The sequence below is a fragment of the Stenotrophomonas sp. 14P6.2.3 genome (genome assembly GCF_057799055.1).
Genome location: NZ_JBYOLA010000014.1, coordinates 106,161 through 118,193 on the forward strand (window position 1 = coordinate 106,161; position 12,033 = coordinate 118,193).

General features: G+C 66.7%; 12 protein-coding genes. 5 read left to right on the forward strand and 7 right to left on the reverse strand.

What is annotated here, in order from left to right; translation table 11 throughout:
• Positions 1–69: 69 nt before the first annotated feature.
• A complete protein-coding gene (speE, locus tag AC27VL_RS12985; RefSeq protein ID WP_488766801.1) occupies positions 70–924 on the reverse strand; it encodes a polyamine aminopropyltransferase in 855 nt (284 codons plus the stop codon).
• A 179-nt stretch (positions 925–1,103) separates the two neighbouring features.
• Between speE and speA the strand changes: the two genes are divergently transcribed.
• Together speA and AC27VL_RS12995 are read left to right on the forward strand one after the other, a co-directional pair.
• Positions 1,104–2,993 carry an arginine decarboxylase gene (gene speA, locus AC27VL_RS12990; RefSeq protein ID WP_088101771.1) on the forward strand — a complete coding sequence of 630 codons (1,890 nt, stop codon included), beginning with the start codon at positions 1,104–1,106 and terminating at the stop codon, positions 2,991–2,993.
• Positions 2,994–3,030: 37 nt separating this feature from the next.
• Positions 3,031–3,351, forward strand: coding sequence for a DUF6122 family protein (locus AC27VL_RS12995; RefSeq protein WP_191077690.1), 321 nt, complete (start codon positions 3,031–3,033; stop codon positions 3,349–3,351).
• Between the two features lie 186 nt (positions 3,352–3,537).
• Here the strand turns inward: AC27VL_RS12995 and AC27VL_RS13000 are convergent, their stop codons facing one another.
• The 3 genes from AC27VL_RS13000 to AC27VL_RS13010 are packed head-to-tail and all read right to left on the reverse strand — an operon-like array spanning position 3,538 to position 5,803.
• Positions 3,538–4,857 (reverse strand): sensor histidine kinase, encoded by a 1,320-nt coding sequence (locus AC27VL_RS13000; protein ID WP_488766803.1) that lies wholly within the window; start codon positions 4,855–4,857, stop codon positions 3,538–3,540.
• The gene (locus AC27VL_RS13005; protein WP_089237460.1) at positions 4,854–5,513 is read right to left on the reverse strand and encodes a response regulator transcription factor; all 660 of its coding nucleotides are present in this window, start codon (positions 5,511–5,513) and stop codon (positions 4,854–4,856) included. Before AC27VL_RS13005 ends, AC27VL_RS13000 begins: the two co-directional genes overlap by 4 nt.
• Entirely contained in the window at positions 5,513–5,803 is a 291-nt protein-coding gene (locus AC27VL_RS13010) for a PepSY domain-containing protein (RefSeq protein WP_191077731.1), read from the reverse strand. Before AC27VL_RS13010 ends, AC27VL_RS13005 begins: the two co-directional genes overlap by 1 nt.
• Positions 5,804–5,951: 148 nt before the next feature.
• On the opposite strand from AC27VL_RS13010, the gene AC27VL_RS13015 reads away from it, so the two are divergent.
• A complete protein-coding gene (locus tag AC27VL_RS13015) occupies positions 5,952–6,386 on the forward strand; it encodes a PepSY domain-containing protein (protein ID WP_191077693.1) in 435 nt (144 codons plus the stop codon).
• 238 nt (positions 6,387–6,624) lie between these two features.
• On the opposite strand, the gene AC27VL_RS13020 is transcribed toward AC27VL_RS13015, so the two are convergent.
• From AC27VL_RS13020 to AC27VL_RS13030, 3 genes are all read right to left on the reverse strand, one after another.
• Positions 6,625–7,116 carry a hypothetical protein gene (locus AC27VL_RS13020; protein ID WP_099819724.1) on the reverse strand — a complete coding sequence of 164 codons (492 nt, stop codon included), beginning with the start codon at positions 7,114–7,116 and terminating at the stop codon, positions 6,625–6,627.
• A 123-nt stretch (positions 7,117–7,239) separates the two neighbouring features.
• Positions 7,240–8,451 carry an NAD(P)/FAD-dependent oxidoreductase gene (locus AC27VL_RS13025; protein WP_488766806.1) on the reverse strand — a complete coding sequence of 404 codons (1,212 nt, stop codon included), beginning with the start codon at positions 8,449–8,451 and terminating at the stop codon, positions 7,240–7,242.
• A 12-nt stretch (positions 8,452–8,463) separates the two neighbouring features.
• The gene (locus tag AC27VL_RS13030; RefSeq protein WP_488766808.1) at positions 8,464–8,958 is read right to left on the reverse strand and encodes a lipocalin family protein; all 495 of its coding nucleotides are present in this window, start codon (positions 8,956–8,958) and stop codon (positions 8,464–8,466) included.
• 182 nt (positions 8,959–9,140) lie between these two features.
• On the opposite strand from AC27VL_RS13030, the gene AC27VL_RS13035 reads away from it, so the two are divergent.
• Together AC27VL_RS13035 and AC27VL_RS13040 are read left to right on the forward strand one after the other, a co-directional pair.
• Positions 9,141–9,389 (forward strand): hypothetical protein, encoded by a 249-nt coding sequence (locus AC27VL_RS13035; RefSeq protein WP_488766810.1) that lies wholly within the window; start codon positions 9,141–9,143, stop codon positions 9,387–9,389.
• Between the two features lie 90 nt (positions 9,390–9,479).
• On the forward strand, positions 9,480–11,909 hold the full coding sequence (locus tag AC27VL_RS13040; RefSeq protein WP_488766811.1) for a DUF3772 domain-containing protein: 2,430 nt from the start codon (positions 9,480–9,482) through the stop codon (positions 11,907–11,909).
• Positions 11,910–12,033: the final 124 nt, after the last annotated feature.

The following is a 12,033-nucleotide window of genomic DNA, read 5'->3' on the forward strand; positions in this document are numbered from 1 at the left end:
GTAGAGCCGAGCCCATGCTCGGCTGCATTTCGCGCAGAAGCAGCCGAGCATGGGCTCGGCTCTACAGGATCAGCCCTTCAGCGCCGCCTTCACGAACGGCGGGGTCACCAGCACGCCGGTGTGCAGCGCGGCGGTGTAGTACAGGGTGTCGAAGGTCTTGGCGGCCGAATCGGCCTGGCGGAAGTCGAAGCTGCTGTCGCCCTTGCGCGCCAGGGTCACGCTCCACCAGCCGGTGGGGTAGCACGGCTGCGGGAACGGCAGGGTCTTGAACGAGCCGAAGCCGGCCTTGCCCATTTCGGCGCGCATTTCGTTGATCAGGTCCAGCTGCATCAGCGGCGACTCGGACTGCTGCACCAGGATGCCGTCGTCCTTCAGGGCCTTGAAGCAGCTCTCGTAGAACGCCTTGTTGAACAGGCCTTCGCCCGGGCCGACCGGATCGGTCGAATCGACGATCACCACGTCCACGCTGCCGGCCGGGCAGTTGGCCATGTAGGCCACGCCGTCATCGAACATCAGCTCGGCGCGCGGGTCGTTGTTGGAATCGCACAGTTCCGGGAAGTGCTTGCGCGCCATCACCGTCACCTGCTCGTCGATGTCGCACTGGGTCACGCTCTCCACGCCCTTGTGCTTGAGCACTTCGCGCAGGGTGCCGCAGTCGCCGCCGCCGATGATCACCACGCGCTTGGGCGCGGCGTGGGTGAACAGCACCGGGTGGCTGATCATCTCGTGGTAGAAGAAGTTGTCCTTGCTGGTCAGCATGATGGCCCCATCGATGGTCATCAGGTTGCCCCAGTCGGTGGTCTGGAAGATCTCGATCTTCTGGAACGGCGACTGCACTTCGTCCAGCTTGCCGGTGATGCGGTAGCCGATGGCCGAGCCGGTGCGCTCGAAGTGTTCGATGTACCAGTTGCTGTTGTCAGTCATGGGAAAGCATTCCTGTTCGGAAGGGATGGAGCCGGGCTGAAGGCGGGGTGCCACGCATCCGGACGGATCGGCCCGTTCAGGTTGGAACCTGCCGCGGGCGCGGGCGCGCATGATAACGAACCTGTGGGCATATAGGCGTTATCATGCCCCCCCTTTTATTTGCCACAAGGCCGACTGCAATGACCGATTGGTCCCTCGACCAAGCCCGCAAGACCTACTCGATCCCGCACTGGGCGGATGGTTATTTCGACGTGGATCAGGCCGGGCACATGGTGGTGAGACCGACCGGGGCGGATGGCCCGGTGGTGTCGCTGCCCAAGGTGGTGGATGCCGCACGCGCGGCCGGCGCCAAGCTGCCGCTGCTGGTGCGCTTCCCGGACATCCTCGGCCAGCGCCTGGGCAAGCTGCAGGCCGCCTTTGCGCAGGCCCAGCAGGATTGGGACTACCCGGGCGGCTACACCGCTGTGTACCCGATCAAGGTGAACCAGCACCGTGGCGTGGCCGGCACCCTGGCCAGCCACCACGGTGAAGGCTTCGGCCTGGAAGCGGGCAGCAAGCCGGAACTGATGGCTGTGCTGGCGCTGTCGCGCCCGGGTGGCCTGATCGTCTGCAACGGTTACAAGGACCGCGAGTACATCCGCCTGGCCCTGATCGGTCGCAAGCTGGGCCTGCAGACCTTCATCGTCATCGAGAAGCCGTCCGAGCTGAAGCTGGTGCTGGAAGAGTCCAAGGCGCTGGACGTGAAGCCGGGCCTGGGCGTGCGCATGCGCCTGGCCTCGCTGGGCGCCGGCAAGTGGCAGAACAGTGGTGGCGACAAGGCCAAGTTCGGCCTGTCCCCGCGCCAGCTGCTGGACCTGTGGAAGTCGCTGCGCGATACCGAATATGCCGACTGCCTGAGCCTGCTGCACTTCCACATGGGCTCGCAGATCTCCAACGTGCGCGACATCGCCAACGGCATGCGCGAAGCCACCCGTTACTTCGTCGAACTGTCACAGCTGGGTGCGAAGATCACCCACGTCGACGTGGGCGGCGGCCTGGGCGTGGACTATGAAGGCACCCGTTCGCGCAGCTTCTGCTCGATCAACTACGGCCTGAATTCGTACGCCAGCAACATCGTGCAGCCGCTGGCCAATGCCTGCGAAGAACACGGCCTGACCCCGCCGCGTATTGTCACCGAATGCGGCCGCGCGATGACCGCGCACCACGCGGTGCTGATCGCCAACGTGTCCGAAGTGGAACAGGCGCAGGAAGGCCGCGTGCCGGATCAGCACGACGACGAGCCGGCCTCGATCCGCCACCTGCGCGAGATCCACGAAGAGCTGGACGTGCGTCCGGCGGTGGAACTGTTCCAGGAAGCACAGCACTTCCACGCCGAAGGCCTGTCCAGTTATGCGCTGGGCCAGATCGACCTGCCGCAGCGTGCGCGCATCGACGATCTGTTCTATGCCATCGCCCATGGCGTGCGTGCGCGCCTGAGCTACGACGAGAAGAGCCATCGTCCGGCGCTGGATGAACTGAACGAGCGCCTGGTCGACAAGTACTTCGTCAACTTCAGCGTGTTCGAGTCGATTCCCGATGCGTGGGCGATCGACCAGGTGTTCCCGATCGTGCCGATCGAGCGCTTGAACGAGACGCCGGATCGCCGCGGCATCATCGCCGACATGACCTGCGATTCCGATGGCATGGTCAAGACCTATGTCGAGAACGAAAGCCTGGACAGCTCGCTGCCGCTGCACGCGATCAAGCACGGCGAGAGCTACCGCATCGGTTTCTTCATGGTCGGTGCCTACCAGGAAATCCTCGGCGACATCCACAACCTGTTCGGTGATACCGATGCGGTGGAAGTGCTGGCCGATGCCGATGGCTACGCCATCACCCAGCAGCGTCGCGGCGACACCACCGACGTGATGCTGGACTACGTGGGCTACAAGCTGGATGACCTGCGTGCGGCCTACGCCGACCGCGTGGCATCGGCAGACCTGTCGCCGGAGCGCGCGCAGGAGCTGTCTGAAGCGCTGGAAGCGGGCCTGACCGGTTACACCTACCTGTCCGACGAACCGCTGGTCTGATGGACGGCGCCGGGCCTGCCCGGCGCCACCGTTGCCGATGAGCGCACGCGCGATCTTCCACCTGTTCCTGCATGCCGCCGTGCCAGCCCTGCTGGCATGGCTGTTCTGGCGCAAGCGCTTTGCGTCGGCGTGGCTGTTGCTGCTGCTGGGCTGGATCATCGACCTGGACCATCTGCTGGCCGACCCGATCTACGCCCCGAACCGCTGCAGCATCGGCTTCCACCCGCTGCATACCGCGCCGGCGATTGTCGTGTATGCGGGCCTGTGCGTGCCGAAGAAGACGCGGCTGGTGGGGATTGGCCTGATGATCCACATCGTGCTGGATGCCATCGACTGCTGGTGGATGCACCACCGCTGATGCTTGATGCGTGTCGACCAAGGTCGACACCTACCGGGGTGCACGATAACCCACGGAACTGACGCACTGCTTTGGTAGATGCCGACCTTGGTCGGCGCTCTTGATGCGTGTCGACCAAGGTCGACACCTACCGGGTGGCGCGTGATCCGGTAGCGCCGGGCCATGCCCGGCGAGCGCAGCGGCGCGTCACCCCACCGGCAACCACAGCGTCGCGCGCAACCCCGGTTGCGCATTCTCCAACGTCAACCGTCCGCCATAACTGGCAGCGATATCACCCACGATGGCCAGCCCCAGGCCGCTGCTGCTTTCGCGCTCATCCAACCGCACGCCGCGCTGGGTAACCTGCGCCAGCGCCTCGGCTGCCAGACCCGGGCCGTCATCGCGCACGTCGATGCGCAACTGCCCTTCGTCCGCACGCGCTGTCACTGTCACGTCCTGCTGTGCCCACTTGCCGGCGTTGTCGAGCAGGTTGCCAAGCATTTCTTCCAGGTCGGCGCTGGCGCCGGCGAACTGCAGGTCGCTGGCAATACCCTCGGCCTGGAACTGCAGCGCACGCTCGCCATGTACCCGTGCCATCAGCCTGCACATCGCCTGTGCCACCGCTGCCACCGGCGTGCGCTCGCGATGATCGGCGGTCAGTCCGGCGGCAAGATAGCGATCGACGCTGGCCTGCATGCGCGCGCCCTGCTCACGTAGCGTCGCGCGCCACTCGCGGCCTTCGCCATCGGCTTCGGCGGCAAGCACGCTCAGCGGTGTTTTCAGCGCATGCGCCAAGTCCTGTGCGCTGGTACGTGCGCGCGCCACCATTCGTTGCTGGTGGTCCAGCAGCGCATTGAGCTCGTCACCCAGCGGCGCGATTTCAGCGCCCAGTCCCGCCGTATCGATGCGCTGTGCATCACCGCGGCGCACACGTTCCAACTGCGTACCGAGACGTTGCAGCGGGCGCAGGCCGAAATGCACCTGGCTGGCCAGTACCGCCAGCCACGCCGCAACCAGTACCGCCAGCGCCATCGCGCTGCGTTGGCGGAACGCGGCGACGTCGGCGTCCAGTGCGCTGCGGTCGGTGGCGACCACGGCAACATAGGGTTGGTTCGCGCGTGGCAGGCGCACCTGCTGCACGCGCGCGCGCAGCGACTGCTGCAGCGGGCCGGGAAGATTGCGTGCGGCCGCGCCCGCAGCCGATGCGGCCAGTGTCTCGTCCCACAACGAACGCGACTGCAGCAGCACCTTGCCGCTGCCATCGGCGATCTGCCAGTAAGCACCGGAGAACACGCGCTGGAAGCGCGCGTCATTGGGCTCCTGGCGCAATTGCAGCTGGCCATCGGCATCGATCTCGGCCTGCGCCAGCAGGGTCAGCATGTCCTGCTGCAGTTCGTTGTCCAGGCGGTCGCGCGCGCTGCGCTTGAACAGTTCGCCCAGCAGCGCACTGGCCAGTGCCGAGACCAGCAGCAGGCCGATGCCACCGGCCAGCAGCAGTCGGCGTCGCAGTGACGGTTGCCGGCTCACGGCGCGGCCAACCGCCAGCCCTGGCCGCGTACGGTCTGGATCAGGTCGGTGCCGAGCTTGCGGCGCACGCGCCCCAGCAGCACGTCCAGCGCATTCGAATCGGGATCGTGGCCGCCATCGAACACGTGCTCACCCAGACGGTCGCGGCCGATCACCTGGCCGCTGTGGTGGATGAAGTAGCTGAGCAGGCGGAACTCCTGCGGGCTCAGCGCCAGTGCCTGGCCGTCCAGGTCGAAGCGCCCGGCATTGACGTCCAGCTGCAGCGGGCCGCACTGCAGGCGCGGGCTGGCGTGGCCATGGCTGCGACGGATCAGCGCGCGCAGGCGCAGCACCAGTTCGTCGGCCTGGAAGGGTTTGGTCAGGTAGTCGTCGGCGCCGGCATCGAAGCCGGCCAGCTTGTCGTGCCAGCGTCCGCGTGCGGTCAGCACCAGCACCGGGAAGTCGCGGCCATTGCCGCGCCAGCGCTCGATCACGCTCAGGCCATCCAGCCCGGGCAAGCCCAGATCGACGATGGCGGCCTGCAGGTCTTCCACCTGGCCGATCTCCTCGGCCTGGCGACCATCGGCAACCACGTCGACCACGTAACCGGCCTGTTCCAGCAGCGGCTGCAGGCGCTCGGCCAACGCGGCATCGTCTTCGGCCAACAGGATGCGCATCAGTCGTCCAGCTCCGTCTTCAGCAGCCTGCCGTTGCGCGCATCATAGTCCAGCTCCACCACCACGCCGTCGGCGCGCAGGATCTCCACTTCGTAAACGCCATCGTCCAGCTCCACTTCCAGCAGCTGGCCGGGGTGGCGCTTGAGTGCATCGCGCACCACGCTTTCCAGCGGCACGTAGCGGCCCTGTTGCACGGCCCGGCGCGCGACCTGCTGCGCCGGGTCCTGGGCAGGGCCGGTGGCGGTCGGGGCGCTGGCCAGCGCCAGCAGCAAGGGCAGGGAAGACAGGATCGGCACGTGGATGATGGGGAATGGGGAACAGGCACCAGTGTGCCGCCGCCGACTAACGGTTGGCTAACAGCGCTGGCTAAGTGGCTGTTAACCGCGCGGCGCATCGTGGCGTTGCCGGGATGGTCCGGCACCAAACAGGAGAACCCCCATGTTGAAGTCGCTCACCCTCGCCACTGTCGTCGCGTTCGCCGTCACTCCCGCCGCCCAGGCCGCACCGCTGGGCATGGCCCAGGTCGAACAGACCCTGCGCAAGGCCGGCTACACCCAGATCCATGAGATCGAGCGCGATGACGGCCTGTGGGAAGCCGACGTCAGCCGCGCCGACGGCCGCTTCAGCGAGGTGTATGTGGACCCGAAGACCGGCGAGATCTTCGACGAGCACGATAGCCGCGCATTGCTGAGTACCGAACAGGTGCTGGCCATGGCGCAGTCGCAGGGACTGCGTGAAATCCATTCGCTGGAACGCGACGGTGCGACATGGTCGCTGGAAGCCCGCAATGCCCGCAACCAGCGCGTGGAAGTGCGCCTGAGTGGGTATGACGGCCGCATTCTGCACAGCGAGCGCGATGGCTGGCTGGATTGATGCCTGCTGGGGTGGGTGTGTCGACCAAGGTCGACACCTACCGGGTAGAGCCGGCCGCCGGCTGGGTTGAGCTGCGCTTCGGTAGATGCCGACCTTGGTCGGCACAGGGCCGGAAGAGCGTGTCGACCAAGGTCGACACCTACCGATTGATGGCGGGTAGAGCCGGCCGCTGGCCGGCGGCTGCACGGTGTTTCCGACATCCGGAGGTTGCCGGCCAGCGGCCGGCACTACCAAGCCCTTACCAGCCGTAAGGCGGCGGGTAGTCCCAATAGCCCGGGCCACCACCGTAGTAGCCACCACCACCATACGGCCCAAAGAAGCCCGGGCCCTTGCCTTCGCTCACGTGGATGTTGACGTTGACCCCACGGGTCTTGCCTTCATCGTTGGTGTAGTTCTTGCTGAGGTTGAGCGTGGCGGCGTTGTAGTGGGTGTTGCCGTAATTCTTGGCGTAGCCGATGCCGGTGGTGAAGCTGCCGGACACCTTGACCTTGTCATCCGTCACGTCGGCGATCCTGCCGTCGCCATTCACGCGCGGGCCGGTCTTGTCGCCGTAGAACGTGCCCGGCGGATCCTGCTGCAGGGTCGGATCGTTGAGATAGCGGATCGGCGTCTGCGGCACGGACAGGTCCAGGCCGGAGGCCTGCGGCGCGGTGGCGCCGGCGGCGGACTGCGCCAACGCGGTCCCGGGCAGGGCGGCCAGGCACAGCAGCAGGGTCAGGGGGCGGATCATGACGGCGCTCCAACGGAGAGGGGCCGCGCAGCACGCGGCGGTACAGGCCGACGCTAGCAGGCGTTGCTTGAATGATGCCTGTCGCCTGCCGATGAGGGTAGTGCCGGCCGCTGGCCGGCAACCTCACCCCAGCCGCGCAAATCCGAACAGCTCCTGCAGCGGGTGTCGGCGCCGCTCGATCCCGGCCCGCAGCAGCCCGGCACCGATCATTGAATAGGTGATGCCGTTGCCGCCGTAGGCCATGGCGAACTGCACCCGCGGGCCCCACTGCTTATGCGGCCCGAAGAACGGCAGGCCGTCGGCGGTCTCGGCAAAGGTGCCCGCCCACGAGAACGCCGGCGTCGGCTGCAGGTGCGGGAACCACTGCAGCAGCTGCTTCATCAGTTTGCGGGCCTTGCTTTCCACCCGGCCATCGCGGCGGGCGGGAATATCGATGGCATCGTCCAGCCCGCCCACCAGCAGCCGGCGGTCGCCGGTGGCGCGCAGGTACAGGTAGGGACGCGCGCTCTCCCAGACCATCGTGCGCTGCAGCCAGCCCAGTTCGTCGGCGTTGATCGGGTCGGTGATGAAGGCGTAGCTGCTGCGGTTGCGGGCCACGCGCGGGTCCAGCCATTGCTGGTTGGCATAGCCCATCGCCAGCACCACGTGGCGGGCGCGGATCTGCATGCCGGATTCGGTGCGCGCAGTCACGCCGCGCGCGCTGGGGGTGAGGTCATGCAGCACGGTGCGGTCGTGGACCACGCCGCCGCGCCGACGCACACGCTCGAGCAGGCCATAGGCCAGACGGTACGGATCCACGCGCGCGGCCTGGCGGGTCAGCAACGCGCCGCCGGCATCGACGCTGAAACGTTCCTGCAGCGCCTCCCGGTCCAGCCAGCGCGCATCCAGGCCGATGCCACGGCGCGCCTCGCCTTCGGCCATCAGCCGCGGTACGTCACGGCGGCGACTGGCCAGGTACAGGCTGTCCATCTGCTTGAAATCCACGTCCCTCAGGCCGCGTGCCACCTGGCGCAGGGCCGGGATCGCATCCGCGCATGCCTGGTAGGCCAGCGCTGCAGCGTCCTCGCCATACTGCGAAGTCAGCTCCAGCAGATGGGTGTCGATCTCGTACTGCAGCAACGCGGTACTGGCTGCGGTGCTGCCCCAGCCGATGTCGCGCTGCTCGATCACTGCAACGTCGTGCCCATGGGCCGACAGCTCATCGGCGATCAGCGCGCCGGTGATGCCGCCACCGACCACCAGTACATCGCACTGCAGATCCTGTTCCAGCGGAGGGAAGGCCTGGATCAGGCCGTTGCGCACCGCCCACCACGGGTAACCACTTTTCAGGTCCATGCGGGTTCGTGCTCAGGCGGTGGGGTGGCCGGTATGCGGGGTCTGGATCAGTTCGGACAGATCGAAGCCCTGCAGGCGTGCGGCTGCCAGATAATGGTCCTGCACGGTGGCATCCAGCCGGGCCTCACGCGCCAGCAGCCACAGGTACTTGCGATCCGGGCTGCCGACCAGGGCCACGCTGTAGTCCGGCGCCACCTGCATCACCCAGTAGTCACCCTTGGCGAAGGGCAGCCAGCGCAGGCCCTTGGGCAGGAAGCTGACTTCCAGCCGCGCGCTGTCGTTGTCGATGGCGCAGGCCTCACCGGTGGCTTCCTCGACCTCGCCGTCCATGCGGCAGCGGTTGGTGACACCCACGTTGCCGTTGTCGAGCAGCTGGTAATGGGCCGACACATCGGTGCAGCCCTCCGGCTCGTGGCGCATCGGCAGGCGGGCGATCTCGTACCAGGTGCCCAGGTAGCGGGGCAGCTTGAGGTCGGTGACGGTCTTCAGGGGCGGCAGGTCGGTCATTGTCAGGCGTGGCAGGAGAGGACCTCCACGATGACGAGGACACTGCCACGGGCGGGTGAAGCCAGGGCGATGGCCATGTCCAGAACGTTCCGTCGCCCCGACGGAGCGCGTGCCGTCATCGGCGCAGCGGTATGCTTCCGCCAGCGCCGCGTTTTTCCGATCCAACCGCAGTGGAGGTGCCGATGTACCAGGTGATCCTGTTGAAGAGTGAAACCCAGTTCGCCCGCGAGCAGTGGCCGCAGGTCGACGATCTGGTGGACTACGAAGGCGTGGCCTACAGCCTGCGCGCCGGGCCGCGCCAGCCGTTGCCGACCGAGCATGCCTGGCACCCGATCGCGGTGTACGCACCGGATGAGATCACCGAGGAAGAATTCCAGGAGTGGTACGCGTTGCAGCAGCCACAGGTGGAAGAGCTGCGGCTGAAGTACTGAGCCGCCGCCACCCACCAGCTCCTGCGCATCCGCCGTTTACAGCACCTGCCGTATAGTCGCGCGCAGGCGCGGTGGTCCGCGTGAACCGGTGTGGCTGGCTTGTCTTCCTTCTTCCGAACGATCCTGGTGCGTGGCCCGTGGTTGGGCCTGCTGTTGTGCTGCACGTTGCTGCTGGCTGTGCCGGCGCTGGCCCAGGATGATGACCCCACACCGAAGCAGCAGCTGGCGCAGATCGACAGCACGCTGAAGGATGTTGAGCGCAAGCGCGTTGACGCCGAGGCCACCGAAACGCTGGGCACGCTTTCGGAAAATGCATCACAGGCCAAGCGCGATGCCGAGGCGCTGGAAAAGACCCTGCAGCCGCAGCTGGACCAGCTCAACGAGCAGCTGACGCAGCTGGGCGATGCGCCCAAGGACACCACTGAACCGCCGGAGCTGGCCGCGCAGCGGCGCACGCTGACCCGCCAGCGCGATGCCCTGGTGGCATCGATTGCCCAGGCGAAGTCCAGCGCCGTGCGTGCGCAGCAGCTGAGCGCGGACATCGACAAGCAGCGCAACGCGCAGCGCACCGAGGAACTGGGGCGCAAGGTCGCCTCGCCGCTGTCGCCAACGCTATGGCGACAGGTGGCCGACCAGTTGCCGAACGACATCGCCCGCGTCACGCCCTTGGCCCAGCAGGGCCGTGCTGCGCTGACCACGGCCATCGCCACCCATGGTTGGGGCACGCTGCTGCTGGGGCTGGCGGCGGCACTGGTGATGATGTTCCCGCTGCGCCTGTGGCTGCGCGCGCTGGGGCGCCGGTTCGCCGCGTCCGAGCGCGCCCCCGACGGCCGCCTGCGCCGCTCCGGCCTGGCCATGTGGCTGCTGCTGGTAGGCACCCTGCTGCCCGGTTACGCCGTGGTGGTGCTGGTGGCCGCGCTGGATGCCATCGGCGCGATTCCGCCGCGACTGCAGAGCGTGGCTGAAGGTGTGCAGGCGGCGACGTTCGCGGCGGCCTTCATTTCCGCGCTCAGCGCCTGCCTGCTGGTGCCCAAGCGGCCCTCGTGGCGGCTGCTGAACCTCGATGACACCGCCGCGCTGAAACTGCGCAAGTACGCCTGGGGTGCTGCGGCACTGGCCTGGCTGAGCACGGTGCTGGTGGCCCTTGATCGCGCCACGCGCACCAGCGATGTCACCACGGTGGCGCTGGACGGCGTGATCGCACTGACCTACCTGGGCCTGATCATGGCCATGCTGGTGACCCTGGCGCGCCTGCATCGGCGGCAGACCGCCGAGGCCGAGGCGAAGCTGGAAGCACAGGCCGACGGTCTTGGCGCACAGCTGCCGGTACGACGCAGCAGCTGGCTGGTGCTGGCCCGCGTGGCCGGCAACATCGCCGTGGTCGCCGCGATCATCGCCACCCTGCTGGGTTATGTGAACTTCGCCAAGTTCGTGAACCAGCAGCTGATCGGCGGCAGCATCGTGGTGCTGGCGGCAACGCTGCTGTTCAAGTTCGTCGACGATTTCTCCACCTGGCTGCTCAACGCCGACAGCAAGGTTGGCCAGACCATCCTGCTCAGCACCGGCCTGAGCGTGTCGAAGCTGGAACAGGCGGGCGTGCTGCTGTCGGCGATGCTGCGCACCCTGGTGGTGTTGATCGCCCTGCTGGCGCTGGCCGCACCGTTCGGCAACATCGGCACGATCGTTGAACGCATTGCCTCGCTGGCCAATGGCATCGAGATCAACAAGGACCTGACGCTGCAGCCGGGCCGCATCGTCACCGGCGTGCTGGTGCTGCTGGTGGGCATGGGCCTGACCCAACTGCTGCAACGCTGGTTGACCGATACCTACCTGCCCAAGACCGAACTCGACCTGGGTGCACGAAATTCGATCAGCACCATCGCCGGCTACGTCGGCATCATCCTGGTGGGCCTGTGGGCGCTGACCGCGATGGGCCTGAACCTGAAGAACCTGGCGCTGCTGGTCAGCGCGCTCTCGGTGGGTATCGGCTTCGGCCTGCAGGCGATCATCCAGAACTTCGTCTCCGGCCTGATCCTGCTGACCGAGCGGCCGGTGAAGATCGGTGACTGGGTGAAGCTGGGTGACCAGGAAGGTGATATCAAGCGCATCAACGTGCGTTCGACCGAGATCCAGGTGAGCGACAAATCCACCTTGATCGTGCCCAATTCCGAACTGATCACCAAGACCATCCGCAACATGACGATGGGCAACAACCAGGGCCGCATCCAGATCCAGTTCGCGGTGCCGGCCAGCACCGACGTTGCGAGCCTGCGACAGGCGCTGCTGGATGCCTACGGTGCCCACAACACGGTACTGCAGCAGCCGGCGCCGTCGGTGTACATCGACAGCATCGCTGGCGGCCAGATCACCATCAACAGCTTCGCCTACGTGGCCAGCCCGCGACAGGTGTATGGCACGCGCAGTGATCTGTATTTCAGCCTGTTGCAGATCCTGGCCGAGCGGGACATTCCGTTGTCCACGCCAACAGACATCCACATCACCCGAGATCCGCAGCAGTAAGAGGGTGGGTCGGCAGGGCTGCGCCCTGCACCTGCCGAAGCCGAAGCAACGGCAACAGCAACTGCCGAAGCAAAAGCGGGTTTCCTGTGGGATGGCGGGGTGGGTCCGGTTGCGGGGGACGCCG

What these genes read in the sequence shown, in the direction of transcription:
- AC27VL_RS13015 (WP_191077693.1), top strand. Translation starts at nt 5,952, where the DNA reads ATGTTGAAGTCGCTCACCCTCGCCACTGTCGTCGCGTTCGCCGTCACT.
- AC27VL_RS13030 (WP_488766808.1), bottom strand. Translation starts at nt 8,958, where the DNA reads ATGACCGACCTGCCGCCCCTGAAGACCGTCACCGACCTCAAGCTGCCC.
- AC27VL_RS13020 (WP_099819724.1), bottom strand. Translation starts at nt 7,116, where the DNA reads ATGATCCGCCCCCTGACCCTGCTGCTGTGCCTGGCCGCCCTGCCCGGG.
- AC27VL_RS13035 (WP_488766810.1), top strand. Translation starts at nt 9,141, where the DNA reads ATGTACCAGGTGATCCTGTTGAAGAGTGAAACCCAGTTCGCCCGCGAG.
- AC27VL_RS13025 (WP_488766806.1), bottom strand. Translation starts at nt 8,451, where the DNA reads ATGGACCTGAAAAGTGGTTACCCGTGGTGGGCGGTGCGCAACGGCCTG.
- AC27VL_RS13005 (WP_089237460.1), bottom strand. Translation starts at nt 5,513, where the DNA reads ATGCGCATCCTGTTGGCCGAAGACGATGCCGCGTTGGCCGAGCGCCTG.
- AC27VL_RS12995 (WP_191077690.1), top strand. Translation starts at nt 3,031, where the DNA reads ATGAGCGCACGCGCGATCTTCCACCTGTTCCTGCATGCCGCCGTGCCA.
- speA (WP_088101771.1), top strand. Translation starts at nt 1,104, where the DNA reads ATGACCGATTGGTCCCTCGACCAAGCCCGCAAGACCTACTCGATCCCG.
- speE (WP_488766801.1), bottom strand. Translation starts at nt 924, where the DNA reads ATGACTGACAACAGCAACTGGTACATCGAACACTTCGAGCGCACCGGC.